The 17,214-nt window shown below is 74.7% G+C and carries 14 protein-coding genes; 7 read left to right on the top strand and 7 right to left on the bottom strand.

Annotated features, from left to right (window positions below; all coding sequences use genetic code 11):
* Positions 1–42: 42 nt before the first annotated feature.
* On the bottom strand, positions 43–1,293 hold the full coding sequence (locus AB0O82_RS01295; protein WP_363579530.1) for a cytochrome P450: 1,251 nt from the start codon (positions 1,291–1,293) through the stop codon (positions 43–45).
* Between the two features lie 243 nt (positions 1,294–1,536).
* On the opposite strand from AB0O82_RS01295, the gene AB0O82_RS01300 reads away from it, so the two are divergent.
* Entirely contained in the window at positions 1,537–2,466 is a 930-nt protein-coding gene (locus AB0O82_RS01300) for a hypothetical protein (RefSeq protein ID WP_363579532.1), read from the top strand.
* Between the two features lie 310 nt (positions 2,467–2,776).
* On the opposite strand, the gene AB0O82_RS01305 is transcribed toward AB0O82_RS01300, so the two are convergent.
* A complete protein-coding gene (locus AB0O82_RS01305; protein ID WP_363579534.1) occupies positions 2,777–3,046 on the bottom strand; it encodes a zf-HC2 domain-containing protein in 270 nt (89 codons plus the stop codon).
* Positions 3,047–3,101: 55 nt separating this feature from the next.
* Here AB0O82_RS01305 and AB0O82_RS01310 point away from each other — a divergent pair, with 55 nt between their 5' ends.
* From AB0O82_RS01310 to AB0O82_RS01325, 4 genes are all read left to right on the top strand, one after another.
* Positions 3,102–3,665, top strand: coding sequence for a sigma-70 family RNA polymerase sigma factor (locus AB0O82_RS01310; RefSeq protein WP_363579536.1), 564 nt, complete (start codon positions 3,102–3,104; stop codon positions 3,663–3,665).
* Positions 3,666–3,922: 257 nt separating this feature from the next.
* Positions 3,923–5,296, top strand: coding sequence for an MFS transporter (locus AB0O82_RS01315; protein ID WP_363579538.1), 1,374 nt, complete (start codon positions 3,923–3,925; stop codon positions 5,294–5,296).
* Positions 5,297–5,400: 104 nt separating this feature from the next.
* The gene (locus tag AB0O82_RS01320) at positions 5,401–6,771 is read left to right on the top strand and encodes a cytochrome P450 (protein ID WP_363579540.1); all 1,371 of its coding nucleotides are present in this window, start codon (positions 5,401–5,403) and stop codon (positions 6,769–6,771) included.
* A gap of 99 nt (positions 6,772–6,870) precedes the next feature.
* Positions 6,871–7,893, top strand: coding sequence for an isocyanide synthase family protein (locus AB0O82_RS01325; RefSeq protein ID WP_363579541.1), 1,023 nt, complete (start codon positions 6,871–6,873; stop codon positions 7,891–7,893).
* Here AB0O82_RS01325 and AB0O82_RS01330 read toward each other — a convergent pair.
* Genes AB0O82_RS01330 through AB0O82_RS01340 form a run of 3 tightly spaced genes read right to left on the bottom strand, consistent with a single transcriptional unit; the run spans position 7,878 to position 10,972 of the window.
* A complete protein-coding gene (locus AB0O82_RS01330; protein WP_363579542.1) occupies positions 7,878–8,771 on the bottom strand; it encodes an ABC transporter ATP-binding protein in 894 nt (297 codons plus the stop codon). The genes AB0O82_RS01325 and AB0O82_RS01330 overlap by 16 nt on opposite strands.
* Complete coding sequence (locus tag AB0O82_RS01335; RefSeq protein ID WP_363579543.1) at positions 8,768–9,856, bottom strand: iron ABC transporter permease; 1,089 nt, start codon at positions 9,854–9,856, stop codon at positions 8,768–8,770. Before AB0O82_RS01335 ends, AB0O82_RS01330 begins: the two co-directional genes overlap by 4 nt.
* A gap of 3 nt (positions 9,857–9,859) precedes the next feature.
* Complete coding sequence (locus AB0O82_RS01340) at positions 9,860–10,972, bottom strand: ABC transporter substrate-binding protein (protein WP_363579545.1); 1,113 nt, start codon at positions 10,970–10,972, stop codon at positions 9,860–9,862.
* Between the two features lie 186 nt (positions 10,973–11,158).
* Here AB0O82_RS01340 and AB0O82_RS01345 point away from each other — a divergent pair, with 186 nt between their 5' ends.
* Positions 11,159–11,965: a helical backbone metal receptor gene (locus AB0O82_RS01345; protein WP_363579547.1), complete on the top strand. Its 807-nt coding sequence runs from the start codon at positions 11,159–11,161 to the stop codon at positions 11,963–11,965.
* A 49-nt stretch (positions 11,966–12,014) separates the two neighbouring features.
* Entirely contained in the window at positions 12,015–13,043 is a 1,029-nt protein-coding gene (locus AB0O82_RS01350) for a transglycosylase SLT domain-containing protein (protein WP_363579549.1), read from the top strand.
* Positions 13,044–13,131: 88 nt separating this feature from the next.
* On the opposite strand, the gene AB0O82_RS01355 is transcribed toward AB0O82_RS01350, so the two are convergent.
* Positions 13,132–15,321, bottom strand: coding sequence for a hypothetical protein (locus AB0O82_RS01355; RefSeq protein WP_363579551.1), 2,190 nt, complete (start codon positions 15,319–15,321; stop codon positions 13,132–13,134).
* A gap of 205 nt (positions 15,322–15,526) precedes the next feature.
* A complete protein-coding gene (locus tag AB0O82_RS01360) occupies positions 15,527–17,116 on the bottom strand; it encodes a lipase maturation factor family protein (protein WP_363579667.1) in 1,590 nt (529 codons plus the stop codon).
* Positions 17,117–17,214 lie beyond the last annotated feature (98 nt).

Here is a 17,214-nt window from a genome sequence, read left to right on the forward strand (position 1 = left end):
GAGGGTTCGGAGGGCTCGGAGGGCTCGGAGGGCTCGGACGGTTCAGAACGTGAAGCGCAGCGACCGGACCCGGTGGTCGAAGTTGGACGGAACGATGTCCGGCTCGCCGACCGACCGCACCTCGGGCAGCCGGGCGAACAGCTCGCGGAACAGCACCTTCATCTCCTGCCGGGCCAGGTGCGCCCCGATGCAGTAGTGCGGCCCTCCGCCGCCGAAGCCGAGGTGGGGGTTGGGCGTGCGGGTGATGTCGAACGCGTCCGGGTCGGGGAAGACCGTCTCGTCCCGGTTGGCCGAGCCGAAGAACAGTGCGACCTTCTCTCCCGCGCGCAGCAGCGGGCCCCCGGGGCCGCCGAGCTCGTGGTCGACGGCGAGGGTCCGGCGGAAGTGGATGATCGGCGTGGCGTGGCGGATGATCTCGTCGACCGCACCGCCGAGCCCCCCGTCGAGGTCCGCGAGCAGCAGGGCGCGCTGCTCCGGGTGCGCGGTCAGCAGGTGCAGGCCGTGGGCGAGCGCGTTGCGGGTGGTCTCCACGCCGGCCACCAGCAGCAGGGAGAAGAACGCGCCGAGTTCGCGTCCGGTGAGCCGACGGCCGTCCACGTCGGCGGTGACCAGGGCGGAGATCAGGTCCTCGGTGGGCCTGCGGCGGCGCTCACGGCCGATCGAGGCGACCATGCCCTGCATGCGGGCCAGTGCCAGCAGCCCGCGCCCGGGCATCCGGATCCGGCGGCGCAGCGGGCGGGCCACGCCGATGTTCTCGGAAGCGTGGTTGACCTGGTCCAGGATCATTCGGCGCGGGTGTTCCGGGATCCCCATCATGGTGCAGATCACCTGGAAGGGGAGCTCGGCGGCCACGGAGGTGACGAAGTCCTCCGGCCGCCGCCGCTCGACGTCGTCGACCAGACGGGTGGCGACGCGGCGGATGTCCTCCTCTACCTGGCCGAGCAGCCGGGGGGTGAAGGCTCGCGAGACGATCCTGCGCAGCTGGGCGTGCCGGGGGTCGTCGAGGTTGACCATCGAGTCGCCGAACACCAGCCGGACCCAGCGGGGCGGTTCCGGGGTGGTGACGCCGGGGCCGCTGAGGAACACCGCGGGGGTGCGGCTGGCCTCGACCACGTCGGCGTGGCGGACCAGCGCGTGGAAGCCCCGACCGGTGGCGGGATCTCCGAAGAACACCGGCGCGGGGAGTCGGCGCAGTTCGGCGAAGGCGACCGCGCGGGCGGGGGCGGGCAGCTGCCAGAAGCGGGGGTCGGCGAGGTCGGCGGCGGGGGCCGCCAAGCCGGTCGAGGTCTCCATGGCCGGGCCTCCTGCTTCGCGTTCGGGGTTCGCCCGGCGGCCACCATCGGTGCCGGGGTGTGCACATTTAGTGAGCAAGCGGAGGGCGATGTCAAACCGCGTCGATGGTCGTACGAACGGGTTGGTGCGGCGGCCGGACCGGGTGTCTCGACGCGCGGCGGCACGGGGCCGGGCATGGTCTCACGGGGTGGAACCGGCCAATACCGGAGGGTGCGGTCCGGGCCGGGCGGGACGGGTGCGACGATGAGTGCCATCGTGATGACCGACCGGATCCGCCTGCTGCGCGCCGTGGTCTTCGCCGCGCTGTGCGTGGCGCTGGCCGCCGCGGCGCACGTCGCCATGGCCGGAGCCGGGGTCTCACCGCCGGTGCTGGCCGGCGCGTTCGGGGCCGTCCTCGGTCTGACCTGGCTGCTCGCCGGCAGGCGGCGCGGGCTCGGCGCGATCAGCGCCTGGATGGTCGCGGCGCAGAGCGCGCTGCACCTGCTGTTCGAACAGGCCGCGGCGCTCGGCCGGGGAGGCGGCGGGCTCGGCCGGCTCGCCACCACGGACTGGGCCTCGCTGCTGCTCTGCAACCCCGAGCGGATCCCCGGCGGGCTCTCCCCCGTCGAGCTGGCCCGGATGGCGGGCCTCGACCCGGACGTCCCGCCCGCCGCCAACGGCCTGCACGCCATGGCGGGCATGCACCACGGGACGGCGGCGGGTGTGGTTTCCGCCCCGGTATCGGTATCCACGTCCGCGTCGGTCTCCATGTCGGTCTCCGCGTCCGCTTCGGCTTCGGCTTCGGCTTCGGCTTCGGCCGATGGGACGGCGCTGGACGTGGCCGGGATGGCGGGGATGCCCTCCGGGACGACACACGGCATGGCCCACGGGATGGCGCACGGGATGCCCCTCGGGATGATCGCCGCCCACGCGCTCGCCGCGCTGGCCTGCGCGCTGCTGCTGTGGCGCGGTGACGCCGCGCTGGTCCGGCTCTTCGACCTGCTCGGCGCGCTCGGCACCGTGGTCGCGGGAGTGCTGGTGCTCCCGCTGCTGGCGCTGTTCGCGCGCCCCTTCGGCTACCGCCCGCCGACTGCGCCCCGGCCCACCGGCGGCCGGACCCGGCCATCCCGGTCGGTGCTGCTCACCCATGCCGTGGTCCGGCGCGGCCCGCCGGCGCTCGCCCTCGCCTGCTGACGCGCCCGCCGCCCCCACTCCTCCGCCCACCGCCCCGGCAGCCCACCGCCGCCGGGGACCGCAGGGCCCACGGGGTTCGCTCGGCGGGCAGGTCGCCCTGCCGCTCGGCCGCGCCTTCGCCGCCGTGCCGCCAGGGCCCGGGCCCGCGCCCGCCCGCCCGCCGTCTCCTCCGTGGAGGCGCCGTGGGCCGCGCGGAAGTCCCATGGACCGCCGGCGGCGCCGCCTCGGGTGGCGCCGCTCCCAGCCCTCCCCTCAGGACCTTCGCATGCCTGACTACGACGGCGCACCGGCTTGGGCCAGCGCCACCGTCCTACCGCTCCACGGCCTCCGGCCCGTCCGGAGCCTGACCGCCCCCGAGCCCCCTCACGCCGAGCCCGTCCAGCAAGCGGGCCGACCACTCCTCCGACGGGCCGGCAGCAGCGCTCACCCGGACGCGGCCGCGCAGTTGCTCGGCCCGCTCCAGCCACGCTCGGCAGCCGGCGCAGCGCGCGACGTGCCCGTCCAGCCGGCCAACCGGCAGTCCGGTCGGTTCGCCGTCGAGCCGGGCCGACAGGGCGGTACGGAACTGCGCGCATCTCATACGACCATCGTCCCGCACTGCCCTCGCGGTGGGACCGGCCGGGTGGGAGGCCGCCGTGGATGACGAGCAGCTCACCGCGCTCGCGCTGACCGCCCGCGCGGGCCGGGCCCCGGACGTCGAGGCCTTCGTCCGTGCCACCCAGCGGGACGTCTGGCGGTTCGTCGCCCACCTCACCGACGTCCAGTCCGCCGACGACCTCGCACAGGAGACCTTCCTGCGCGCGCTGCGCGGCCTGCCCGCGTTCGCCGGCCGCTCCTCGGCCCGCACCTGGCTGCTGTCGATCGCCCGGCGCACGGTGATCGACCGGTACCGGACGGCTGCCGCCCGACCTCGCTGCGCGGCGCTGCCGGACTGGCAGGAGGCGGCGGAGCGGCAGGGGGCCGAACCGGCGGCCGGGTTCGAGGACGGCGTCGCGCTCGGGGACCTGCTCGACCGGGTGCCCGCCCAGCGGCGGGAGGCCTTCGTGCTCACCCAGGTGGTCGGCCTGAGCTACGCCGAGGCGGCCGAGGTCGCCGGCTGCCCGATCGGCACCGTACGCTCCCGAGTCGCCCGCGCCCGGGAGGAGCTGATAGCCCGGCTCCGCGCGGCCGAGGGCGGGGAACTCGCAGCGGCCTGCTGAGCGGACGGACGGCAGGTGGCGGTAACAGATGACAACTAACAGATAACAGATTTCGAAATCTGTCATCTGTTATCTGTTAGTTGTCGGTTGCCATCTGTCCGCCGCCCGCCACCTGCCACCCCCACCCGCCCATCCGTCGGCCCATCCGAAAATTCCCCCACATGTTCGGAACTGGAGCCCCCGCGCCTCCGACTGCTGTACCGGACCCCGCCGCCGAGGCGGTGTCCGGGACAGCAGTCGGGCAACGGAGGGACTCCATGGCAGCGCAACAGCCACTGGCCGCCGCCACGCTGACGAACCGTCAATCCGATGCAGCGGACCGGTGGATCCTGGTCGTGGCCGCCGGGCTGCTCTCGTTCGTCGCGATGCTCGACATGAACGTGGTCAACCTGGCCCTCACCGATATCTCGGCCAGCCTGCACGTGTCCGCCGGGGTCGCCCAGTGGGCCACCCTCGGCTACCAACTCCCTCTGGTGGCGCTCCTCCTGCCCGCCGGGCGCTGGCTGGACCAGGTGGGCACCCGCTCGGCGCTGCTGCTCGCCGTCAGCTGCTTCGCCGCGTGCAGCGTGCTGGCCTCCCTCGCCCCCTGGGCGGGCTGGCTGATCGCCGCCCGGCTGCTCCAGGGCGCCTTCGGCGCGGTGCTGTTCGTCCTGATGCCTGTGCTGGCCGCCACCTCCGTCCGCCCCGAGTCCCGCGGACGGGCGATGAGCGTCCCGGCGACGCTCGGCCCGCTCGGCGCCGTCACCGGGCCGGTCATCGGCGGCCTGCTGCTGGACCACTTCGGCTGGCGGGCGGTCTTCCTGATCAAGCTGCCGGTCTGTCTGGCCGCCGTGCTGATCGTGCGCCGGTACGCCCCGCGGCGGGGCCGCCTGCGCCCGCCCGACCGGGCATCACTCGGCGACGCCGCCCTGATAGGCGCGGCCGTCGCCGCCGTGCTGCTCGCGCTGACCCTGGCCCCGGAGGCGCCGCTGTGGCTGCTGCTGGCGCTGCCCGCCGCCCCTCTGGTGCTGGTCTGGCTGCGCCGCCCCGGGGGCAGGCCGGTCGCCGAGGTACTGCGGGCCGCCGGAACCGTCGGGGTCAACGCGTCGGTGCTGGCCCTCGCCGCCGGCTTCGCGGCCTGCCACTACCTGCTCGCCCAGCACCTGCGCGGCCCGGGTGGCGAGAGCGCCACCGCCACCGCGCTCACCATGCTGGCCTTCCCGCTCGGCATGGTGCTGGCCGGCCGGGTCGGCGGGCGGCTGGCCGACCGCTGGGGCGCCCGCCCGACCGCGCTCGCCGGCGCCGCCGTCACCACCCTCGGCCTGGCGCTGCTCGTCCCGCTGGACACCGGCTGGTCCGCCGCCGACGTCGCCTGGCGGCTCGCCCTGGCCGGTGTCGGGATGGGCCTCAACGGCGGCCCCACCCAGGCCCTGGTGATGACCGCCTCGCCCCCCGGGAAGCTCGCCACCGCGGGCTCCGCCGTCCAACTGGCCCGCAGCCTGGGCTTCGCCCTCGGCCCGGCCCTGGCCGGCGCCGCCGCGCTGGCCGGCGACCGCGCCACCACCGGCACCCGGGCGGGTATCGCCATGGCCGCCCTGGTCGCGGCGACGGCCGTGGTCCTGCTCGCCCTGCACCGCCGTCCACGGACCTGAGACCGCCGGACCGCGTCTCCCCGACTCCCCTCGCCCGCACCCCGGGGCCCGTGCCCCCAGAGCCCGCACCCCGTCATGCCCGCACGACCGGAGGAACACCGCAGATGACCGACACCGTCCACGACCCGGCGCCGGCCCACCCGGCGGACGAGCCGCGCTGCCCGTACGGGTACGACCAGCTCCCGGACCCCGTACCGCTGTACGGCCCCGCGTACAAGAGCGACCCGTACCCGCTCTACCGGCGGATGCGCGAGGCCGGGCCGGTACACCGGGTGGAGTTCCCGAGCGGCATCCACGCCTGGCTGGTGACCGGCTACCAAGCCGCCCACGAGGCCCTCAACGACCCCCGGTTCGGCAAGAACCACGCGCTGGGCAACGAGGACTGGCGCAAGCTGGCGTCGATCATGCCGGAGCCGCAGCACTCCCAGTTGCAGGTCCACCTGCTGCACCAGGACCCGCCCAAGCACACCACAATGCGCAGGCTCGTCCTGGACGCCTTCGCGCCGCGCCGGGTGGAGTCGTTGCGCCCGCGCTTCCAGGAGCTGGCCGACGCACTGGTCGACGAACTGCCCGAGGCCGGCGGCGCCGACCTGGTGGCCGGCTTCGCGGCACACTTCCCGTTCCGGGTGCTCGCCGAAGTGATCGGCCTGCCATCCGAGTTGGCGAGGCGATTCGACCGCGACTGGGGCAAGGTCGTGCAGCCCGTCGGCCCGCACGACCCGGGCCGCCCGGCGTACGAGGCGCGGCTGCGCGGCCTCCAGACGTACATCGCCGACGTCGTCGCCCACAAGCGCGCCGGGAACCCCGCCGATGATCACGACCGGCACGGCCCGGCCACGGCCGGCGCCGACCTGTTGGGCCGCCTCGTCGCCGCCCACGACGCGGGCGAGTTGAGCCGCGAGGAACTCGACTCCATGGTGTTCCAGCTGCTGGTCGCGGGCCAGGAGCCGGTCACCAACCAGATCACCACCATGCTGATCACCCTGCTGCGCCACCCCGACCAGCTCGCCCGGCTGCGCGGCTCCCTCTCCGAGGGGCCCGCCCACGACCCCGGCCTGCTGGCCCGCGCGGTGGAGGAACTGCTGCGCCACGACGCCGCGTTCGAGCTCACCACCTGGCGTTTCCTCGCCGAGGACGGAGACCTGTTCGGGACCACCGTCCCGGCCGGCGACTCGGTGATCGTCTCGCTGTGTGCCGCCAACCGGGACGAGACGCGGTTCCCGGACGCGGACCGCCTCGACCTCGACCGCACGCCCAACGCCCATCTCGCCTTCGGCCACGGCATCCACTACTGCCCCGGCGCCGCCCTGGCCCGGGCCGAACTCCAGACCGCCATCGCCACCCTGCTCACCCGGCTGCCCGGGCTGCGCCCGTCCGCGGCCGCCGGTGAGGGCCTGGACTCCCTCGCCTGGATCCCCGCCGTCCTGGCGCGCGGGGTCAACCGGCTGCCCGTCGGCTACGACCGGCGCGTCTGAGCCGGGGCCCTCGGCCACCGCACGAACACCCCGAGGCCGCCCGCCGACGTCTACCCGGCGTCCGCTCCACACCCGCACCACCTTCCACGGAGGACCACCATGCCGCCCGCCGGCACCGTTTCCACCCGCCACCACCACACCGCACCCGGGCCCACACCCGCGCCCGAGCCCGCGAACACCGGGGGCGGCGCCGACCCGCAGTCCGACCCGCAGTCCGCCGCGCGGCTCGCCGCCCGGATCCTCGGCCTGCTGCTGCCGCACCGCCGCGCCTCCGACCCGAGGCTGGACGCCAAGCCCGAGCATTTCCCGTTCCAGATAGCCCAGTTGACGGACTTCATCACCGCCGGCGACCCGATCCTGTTCACCCTGCCCGGTTTCCCCTGCAAGTCGCCGAATCCCGCGAAGGTGCTCAGCCACCTGCCCGACGAGGGCGAGCGGCTGTCGCTCACCTTCCTCGACGGGCTCTGCGCGGAGATCGGCGGGTACTACGAGCCCGGCGCGCGGATCCTGATCTGCTCGGACGGCCACATCTTCGGCGACCTCGTCCACGTCCCCGACGACCACATCGACGAGTACTCCGACGAGTTGACGGCGATGATCGCACGCGAGGACCTCTCCCACCTCGCCACCTTCGACCTGCGGGACGTCCTCGGCGACCTGCCGTACGACGACAAACGCGCCCGGGTGCACGCCCAGTACGCGCCGAGCGTCGAGGAGTTGCGCGAGCTGGTGCTGACGGACGAGGAGACCCTGCGGCTCTACCGCGGCATCACCCGCTTCCTGACCGACGACACCGTCGGCTTCACCGGCACCCGCTCCGCCCTGCAACGCGACTGCCGCCGCCGCGCGTACGGGGTGATCCAGCGCAGCCGCGCCTGGGGCGAGTTGATCGCCGAGCAGCACCCCCGGTCGGTCCGGCTCTCCATCCACCCGCAACCGGCGGGCGCACCGAAGTTCGGCATCCGGCTGCTGGAGGCCGCCGACGCCTGGATGACGCCCTGGCACTCATCGGTACTCCACCGTGCCGACGGGGACTGGGAGTTGCTGCGCAGCGAGGACGCCGCGCAGCGCGGCCGGCTGGTCGAACTCGACGGCCGGCCGAGCCACTACGAGGCGTTCTGACGCGCGGGCCCCACCTCGGCAGCCTGCACCCCCTCGACCCCCGCCCCACCAGCGTCCGCCCCGGCCCCGGCACCCTCCACCGGGGCCGGGGCCGGGGCGGTCGGGACGGCCGGCGTGCGGTGGTCGAAGGCGATCAACGGGTCGCCGGTGAGCGGGTGTTCGACCACCGCGGCCCGAACGCCGAAAACCTCGGCCAGCAGCTCCGCGGTCAGCACCTCGCGCGGCGCCCCGGAGGCCACCAGGGCGCCGCGGTGCAGGACGTGCAGCCGGTCGCAGACGGAGGCGGCGGCGTTGAGGTCGTGCAGCGCGACCAGGGTGGTGCGGCGCTGGTCCCGCAGCAGGGCGAGGAGTTCGACCTGGTGGCGGACGTCCAGATGGTTGGTCGGCTCGTCCAGCACCAGGACGTCAGGCTGCTGGGCGAGCGCGCGGGCCAGCAGCACCCGTTGCCGTTCGCCCCCGGACAGTTGGGCGAAGCGGCGGTCGGCGGCATCCGCCATGCCGACGCGTGCCAGCGCGTCGGCGGTGATCCGGTGGTCCTCGGCGTCGTCGGCGGCGAACGACCGCTTGTAGGGGGTGCGGCCCATCGCGACCACTTCGCGGACGCTCAACTCGAAGTCCCCGCCCCGCTCCTGCGGCAACGCAGCGATGTGCCGGGCGGACTGCGCGGGGCGCAGCCCGGCCAGGTCGCGCCCGGCCAGCAGCACCCGCCCGGCGCTCGGCCGCAGGTGCCGGTAGACGGTGCGCAGCAGGCTGGACTTTCCGCTGCCGTTGGGCCCGACCAGGCCGGCGATCTCCCCCTCCTCGGCGACCAGGTGGACGCCGGCCACCACCGCCCGCCCGGACAGGGTGACGCTCAGGTCCTCGACGGCGATCCTCACGTGCGCTCCAGTCGTCGGTCCAGCAGGTAGAGCAGGGTGGGGGCGCCGAGGACGGCGGTGACCACGCCGATCGGCAGTTCCTGGCCGTCCAGCGCGGTGCGGGCCACGGTGTCGACCACGACCAGCAGCAGCGCGCCGGTGAGCGCGGACAGCGGCAGCAGGCGCCGGTGGTCGCCGCCGACGAGCAGACGGCAGACGTGCGGCACCATCAGTCCGACGAAGCCGATCGCGCCGGAGACCGCGACCAGCACGCCGGTCAGCACGCTGGTGACGACGAAGACCTCCCGCCGCAGCCGGGTGACGTCCACGCCGAGCCCGGCGGCCGTCTCGTCGCCCATGAGCATCGCGTTGAGCCCGCGGGCACGGGCCTGGAGCAGGGCCAATCCGAGCGCCACCGCGACGGCGGGGACGGCGAGTTGGGCCCAGACGGCGCCGCCGAGACTGCCCATCAGCCAGAACAGCACGCCACGGGTCTGCTGCTCGTCGCGGGTCTGCAGGACGAGGTAGCTGGTGATGCCGCCGAGGAACTGGGCGATGGCGATGCCCGCGAGGACCAGGCGCAGCGGGGAGAAGCCGCCGCCGCGCCGGGCCGCCAGCCAGACCAGGGAGAACGCGGCGAGCGCGCCGGCGAAGGCCGCCAGGGAGACGGTGAGGCCGAGCGCGCTGCCGAAGGCGAGGTCGAGGCCGAGCGAGGTGCCGAGGACGATCGCGGCGACCGCCCCGAGGGAGGCGCCGGAGGAGATGCCGAGCAGGTAGGGGTCGGCGAGCGGGTTGCGGACCAGGGCCTGCACGGCCGTGCCGACCAGGCCGAGCCCGGCCCCGACCATCGCCGCCAGCAGGGCGCGCGGGACGCGCAGCTGCCAGACGATGAGGTCGCGGGTGCCGGGTTCGGGGGCCCGCCCGGTGAGGTGGTGGGCGACCACCGACCAGACCTCGCCGGGCGGGATGTCCACTGCGCCGAACGACACGGCGGCGGTCAGCGCGAGTACCAAGGCGGCGATCAGCGCGACGGCCAGCGGCCCGGCCCGCAGGGTGCGGGCCGGGCGGGGCTCGTCGCGCCGTTCGGCGGAGACGGCCGACGTCACCGGCTACTGCCCGTTCTTGACGAGGTCGGGGTGGACGGTGGCGGCGATCTGCCGGACGGCATCGGCGTTGCGCACGCCCGCGATGGTGGTGACCTCGGAGCCGAGCCGCACGAAGTGGCCCTCCTGGACGGCCTTCAGGCCCTGGGTCGCGGGAAAGCCACGCAGGAACGCCTCGGCGTCGTCGAAGGCCTTGCGGGTGGCCTCCTCACTGCCCCGGTTGCGGACGGCGAGCTGGATCCAGTCCGGGTTCTTGGCGACGACGTCCTCCCAGGAGCCGGGCTTGAAGTCGGCGTCGCAGTCGGCGAACACGTTGCGGGCGCCGGCCTGGGTGATCACCGCGTTGGCGACCTGCCGACCGCAGACCGCCACCGGCTGCTTGGTGCCGGCGTCGAAGTCGAAGACGAAGTAGCCGGGCCGCTGCGCCTCCGCAACGCCGGCGAGGGCGGTGCGCACCTCGCCGATCTGCTTCTCCATCCCGGTGACGAGTTCCTCCGCACGGGCGGCCGTGCCGGTGACCGCGCCGAGGCGGTGGATGTCGTTCTCGACCCCGGACAGGTCGGTGCGCGGCGCCTTGGCGGCCTTGGGGGTGCCGGCGCAGGCGGTCGAGAGGAGGTAGACGTGCTGGATGCCGGCCGCCGCGAACTCCTCCTCGCTGGGCCCGGTGGCGCCACCGCCCATCATCGGCATCGCGCCGAAGGTGTCGACGTACAGGTCGGCGCCGGAGCCGAGCAGCTTCTCCTTGGGGATGGTCTTGTCGCCGAGCACCGGCACCTTGGCGCCCTGTTCGGCCAGGGCCGGCGGGAGAGTGCCCTTGCCGGGCGGGAAGCCGGTGCCGATCACCCGGTCGCCCGCGCCGAGTTGGAGCAGTATCTCCAGGGCGGCGGCGTTGCTGGTGACGATCTTGGCGGGGGCCTTGGCGATGGTGGACTCGCGGTCCGCGCAGTCGGCCACCTTGACGGGATAGCCGCCGGCCGGGGCGGTCTGGGCGGCGCCGGCCGCGCCGCGCTCTCCGCCTCCCCCGCCGCCGTTTCCGACGCCGTTTCCGGCGCCGCTTCCGCAGGCCGTGGCGAACAGGGCGACGGCGGCCGCGATTCCGCAGACAACGCGAGGGCGCATGACAATTCTCCTGGTCGGTGATCGTGCTCGGGGCCCGTCCTGCGAACCCGGACCAGGTAGTCGGCCGGACCGTCCGGGGGGTTCCCGGGGATTTCCGCACCGCCCGGCTCCCGTTCACCCGCCGGCCGCTGCCCGTTCGCCGCCCGACCGCCGCCCATCCGCGAACCCCCGGCGTAGGGTGACCGGATGGCCGATCCCACCGTCCTGCGGGACGATCTCGACCTGCCCGTCCGGTTCGGCCCGCGCCCGCCGCGCCGGGTGGTGTCGTTGGTGCCGTCGCTGACCGAGGCGGTCGCCGCCACCGCACCCGGGCTGCTGGTCGGCGCCACCGACTGGTGCAGCCATCCGGCCGACCTGGCGGTCACCAGGATCGGCGGCACCAAGAACCCGGACGTGCCGGGCATCCTCGCCCTCGCCCCGGACCTCGTCCTCGCCAACGACGAGGAGAACCGGCGCCCCGACCTGGACGCGCTGCGGGCGGCCGGCCTGCCGGTCTGGGTCACCGACATCCGCACCCTGGACGACGCGTTCCGCTCGCTCGACCGGCTGCTCACCGCCGCCTGTGCGCTCCCGCGCCCGGACTGGCTGGACCGGGCCGAGGCAGCGTGGTCCCCGGTCCGGCGCCCGCCGGACGGCCCGCGGGCGATCGTTCCGGTCTGGCGCCGCCCGTGGATGGTCCTGGGCCGCGACACCTTCGCCGGGGACCTGCTGCGCCGCCTCGGCCTCCGGCTCGTCCACGCCGGGCACGCCGAGCGCTACCCCGCCATCCCGCTGCCCGAACTGCTCGCCTGCCGCCCTGAGTTGGTGGTCCTCCCGGACGAGCCGTACCGCTTCACGGCACAGGACGGCCCCGAGGCGTTCCCCGGCGTCCCGTCGGCGCTGGTCAGCGGACGCCACCTGACCTGGTACGGACCGTCCCTGGTGACGGCGCCGACGGTCCTCGCGCACGCGTTGGACCACCCGTTCGTACGGGGCTCGAACGGCACATCGTAGGATGACCGCCACTCACCGGGACCGCCGGTGACGAGTGGGGGGAACCACAGTGGCAGTCAGCGCATCCCGGAGAGCACTGGTCATGGTGTCGGCCGCAGCAGTCTCGACGGCCGTCCTGGCCGGCTGCGGCACCAAGCACGCCGACAACCACCAGAACAGCGCGCCGGACACCACGGCGGTCGCCGCCACCGGGACGCCGACCGAGACGCCGAGCGCGAGCCCGTCCGCGACCGCCACCCCGACGCCGACCGCCTCCCCGACGGCCAGTGCCTCCCACAGCCCGAACCCGTCCGCGAGCAAGTCCAGCAAGCCCGCCCCGACCACCCCGGCCCCGACCGCCACCAAGCCCGGCGCCCCGAGCAGCCCGCCCGCCGCTCCCACCACACCGCCCCCGGTCGCCAAGCCCGCCGTCGTGGCCCCCGTGCCCGTCGCCAAGCCCGGCCCGGTCGCTCCCCCGCCGCCGCCCGCTCCGCCGACCCCGCACGTCCCGCCGCTGCAGAGCAGCTGCCAGCCCAGCAAGCCCCAGCCCGACGAGCCCAAGGAGGCCGTCGGCGCGGCCCTCGCCACCGCCGCCGGCCAGGCCCGCACGCTCAACCTCAGCAGCGGCGGCACCGACAAGCTCCCGCCGCTGCCCGTCAACCTGGTCAAGGCGATCGCCTGGCAGGAGAGCGGCTGGCAGTCCGGCATCCTCGCCTGCGACGGCGGGATCGGCACCATGCAGATCATGCCGAACACGATCAGCTGGATGAACAGCAAGTTCGGCACCACCTCCGATGCGAAGACCCTCCCCGGGAACGTCCAGCTCGGCACCCAGCTGCTCGACTGGCTGGTCGCCTACTACGGCGACTCCTCCTTCGACGGCAAATACGACCTCTCCCCCGACCCGGCCACCGGCAAGACGCCGCTGCTCGACCTCGTCATCTCCGCGTACAACGCCGGGGCGGGCAACGTGCACTACAACACCGTCACCGACCCGGCCACCGGCCAGGTCGTCGGCAGCCTGGTCATCCCCAACCCGGGATACGTGGCCAACGTCAAGGCGTTGATGACCGGCCAGCCGTGGACCAAGACCGGCTGACAAACCCCCGAACCCGCGCGGGACGGCGGAAGGGCCCGGAACGCGGTCTCGCGTCCCGGGCCCTTCGCCGTTGTTCCCCGCTGGTACGTCAGCCCCGCGCGGTAGTGACGGCGGCGCCCAGCGCCTCCTTGATCCGCGGCCCGAGGCGGGCGAAGCCCAGCTCCTTCATCGCCGCCCGCAGCAGTTCCTCCTCCGTACGCTTCACACCGTCACCGTCCACCCACCGGACGACGGCGAGCAGCTCGTCGGCCGAGTAGGCGGTCACGGGCCGGCCGGGCGTGAAGTCCGGCTTCTCGGGCCGGCCGGCCGCGACGGGCGCGGGCTCGACGGCGGGCGCGGGCTCGACGGCGGGCGCGGGCTCGACGACCTCGGCCACCGGCTCCGCAACGGCGGCGGGCTCAGCAACGGCGGCGGGCTCAGCAACGGCGGCGGGCTCAGCAACCGGCTCGACCTCGGCCACCGGCTCCGCGACGGCGACAGCAGGCGCCTCCTCGACGGCCTCGGCCTCAGCCACCGGCTGCACGTCCTCAATGGCCTCGGTCGCTTCAACCGACTCCACGACGACAGCGGCGGGCGCCTCCTCGACGGCCTCAGCCTCGACCACCGGCTCCGCAACAGCGGCAGGCTCAGCAACCGGCTCGACCTCGGCCACCGGCTCCACGACAGCGGCGGGCTCAGCGACCGGCTCAACCTCGGCCACGGGAACCTCGACCGCGTCGACCTCGGCAACCGTCTCAGGCTCCGCAGCTTCCTCGACCTCGACCACCAGCTCCGCAACGGCGACGGCGGGCGCCTCCTCGACGGCCTCGACCTCGACCACCGGCTCCACGACAACGGCAGGCTCAGCGACCGGCTCAACCTCGGCCACGGGAACCTCGACCGCGTCGACCTCGGCAACCGTCTCAGGCTCCGCAGCCGGCTCGATCGTCTCCGGCTCGACGACGGGCGCGTCCTCCAGGAGCGGAGCTTCCTCCGCAAGCTCGACCTCGGCCTTGGCGTCGGCCACGGCCTCGACAGCGGAAACCTCGACGGCGGCCTCGGCCTCCGTGGTTTCCGCGGCCTCCGCCAGGGCGGCGGTCGCGGCGACCACCAGGTCGTCGGCGGCCGGGGACGGTGCCGGGAGGGAGACCACGACAGCGGACGGGGCTTCCTCCGTCACCTCCTCCTCGGCTGCCTCGGCCGTCTCGACCACGGCCTCAGCCTCGCCCGAGTCTGCTTCCGCTTCCGCTTCCGTGTCCGCGTCGGTCACCGTCTCCTCGACCGAAACCGGACCCGGACCCGGAACCGAAGCCGGAACCTCGACGGTGCTGCCCTCCCCCGCGAGCCCATCGCGCTGGCCGCCGGCCAGGGCCTGGCGGGCGGCGAACGCGGCTTCGGCGGCGCGGCGGTCGGCCCGGGCGGCGGCGAGTTCGGTGAGCAGGTCGCCGAGGCCGGCTTCCTCCAGGGTGGTGCGCAGCCCGCGGATGGTGGGCAGGCGGTAGAGCGTGCCCTCGTCCGCGGCGAGCCGCTCGACGAGGTCGACGAGCTCGGCGAAGGCCAGCCCGTCGAGGTCGTGGTCGGGGAGCAGCCGGGCGAGGCCGCGCAGTCCGGTGTTGATCGCCTCGAAGGCCTGGGCGGTCCGCTCGACCAGGGCGCCGTCGGCGGGGACGACCGGCAGGGTGCCGGCGGGGGCGAGGGCGGCCCAGGCGCGGCGCTCGACCTCGGCGGAGGCGAGTGCCTCGTGCAGGTCCTCGCGGCGGATGCGGCGGTCGGCGGCGAGGGCCGTGGCCTGCTTGCGCAGGGAGCGGGCGCGCAGCCAGGAGAGCTTGACGCCGTTCTCGCGGCGCCAGGTGCCGTCCGCGGTGGCGGCGGCGAGGGCGCCGAGGTCGGCGTCGTAGGCGGCGGGGGTGAGGGTGGCGGATGTGCGGTGGACGCGCTGGAGCATCTCGACGAGGAGTGCGGCCTTGGCGACGGTGTCGGGTTCGTCGAGCTTGGCGTCGGCGGCGAGGACGGTGACGGCGTCCCAGGTCTGGCGGAGGTCGCGGCCGCGCAGTTCGGCGAGGGCGGTGGAGGCGGCCCGGGCGTCCTCGGGGGTGGCGACGGTGTCGACGGCCGCGTACCAGGCGTGGGTGTCGGCGGTGAGGGTGAAGGCCCCGAGTTCGGCGTAGCGGCCGAGGTCCTCGCGGAGGTCGGTCTCCGCCGTGGTGGCCTTGGCGTCCTGGGGGTCCTTGACGTCTGCGGCGTCGGCGACGTCCGCCGGGTCGGCTGCGTCGGCGTTGCGCGAGTGAAGCACTGTCATGTGAGGTCCGGTTCTGGGCGACGACGGCGGGGCTGGCGGCGAGGGGGCGGCGGACCGGTTGCGCGGGGTGCCCCGGGGGCGGGGCTGGGGGGCGCGCGGGCGGGCCGCCGGTTGTGGACGCCCAGAATACGGGTGCCCGTTCGAGCCTTGCACGCACCCACCGCCCGACGGGCCGGTGTCGTGTGCCATACCCCCCGCCTGGCCGCTACCCGGGAGGGCCGCACGGGTGGTGGGACGTTGGGCCGGACGGGTACTGGGGCCCACGGCCGTCGGGCCGGGCGGGCGGGGCCCCCGGGCGGGCCCCGGGCCGCCGCAGCCGGTCCAGCGGGACGGCGCGGAGCCGTCGGCCGAGGGGTGGGCGGTACCCGGCGTGGCCGAGGGAGGTGAGGTCGACCGGCGCGAGGTACTCGTGGAGCGCGGTGCGGTGCCACCATGCGCCGGTTTCCCGCAGTTCGCGCCAACTGGTGAACCGGTAGAGGTAGAGGGTCGCCCGGACGTGGGTCGGCGGGGTGCCGGGAAAGGGGTTGTGGCGCAGCAGGCGGAGGGTGGCGGGATCGCCGGCGAGCAGGCGCGCGACGAAGGGCAGGAACCAGGGGCGGGCGTAGGCGGGTGAGATGCCGGCGAACCACATCAGCCAGTCGAGCCGCAGGTGGTAGGGGGCGTACTGGCGCGGGAGACGGCGCACGTCGCCGGGTTTGCCCTTGAAGCCGTACTCGTGCCAGACGGTGTGCGGGGTGAGGGTCGGTTCGTCGGTGCCTTCGACGACGACCTCCTGGCGGACGCGGCTGATGCTGCCGAAGGCGCCGTAGGTGTTGACGAGGTGCAGCCGGTTGAAGGAGCGGTTCATGGCCTGGCGGCGGGAGACGAGGTTGCGGACCGGCCAGTAGCTCAGGACGGCGACGGCCGCGGTCAGGGCGATCACCAGCGCCTCGAACCAGACGGGCGTGGCGGGGTGGACGCGGGCGTGGACGGGCAGTCCGATGCGGGCCGGGTCGACGGCGGCGAGGGCGAGCGTGATCGTGAGCCAGTTGAGCCAGGCGAAGTTGCCCGAGGCGATCAGCCACAGCTGGGTGGCGACGACGGCGCAGGCGGCGTAGCTCGCGACCGGCTGCGGGAGGAGGAGTCCGACGGGGACGACGAGTTGGACGAAGTGGTTGGCGGCGACCTCGACGCGGTGCAGCGGGTCGGGCAGGTGGTGGAAGAACCAGCTGAGCGGCCCGGGCATGGGCTGGGTCTCGTGGTGGTAGCGCAGGCAGGTGAGGTCGCGCCAGCAGCGGTCACCGCGCAGTTTGATCAGTCCGGCGCCGAACTCGACCCGGAAGACCAGCCAGCGCATCAGCCAGAGCACCAGGGTGGGCGGCGCGGTGTCGGCGTTGCCGAGGAAGGCGGCGAGGAAGCCGGCTTCGAGCAGCAGCGACTCCCAGCCGAAGGAGTACCAGGTCTGTCCGACGTTGACGATCGAGAGGTAGAACCCCCAGAGCACCGCCCACAGCAGGACGGACGCCCAGAGCGGGACGGCGTCACCGAGTCCGGCGGTCACGGCGGCGGCGAGCGCGGCGCCGCTCCAGGCGACGGCGGCGAAGAAGCGGTCGCTGTAGTGGAGGTGGAACAGTCCGGGCGCGTGGCGGAACGGGACCCGGGCGGTGAAGCGGGGCACCGGCAGCATGCCGTCGCTGCCGATGAGGGCGCGGAACTGTGCGGCGGCGGCGAGGAATCCGATCAGGTAGAGGCCGGCGAGCAGGCGTTGGACGAGCAGTCGGCTCAGCCAGTGGTCGGGGGCGGCGAACCAGTCCATGCGGCCCATGCCTACCATCGGCGGCCGCCGGGCGGGACGCGGCCGGGGTGCGGGCGGGGACGGTTCACCCGCTCGGGCCCGCACCCGGACGGCACCGT

Source organism: Kitasatospora sp. NPDC088264, from assembly GCF_040685715.1.
GTDB lineage: Bacteria > Actinomycetota > Actinomycetes > Streptomycetales > Streptomycetaceae > Kitasatospora.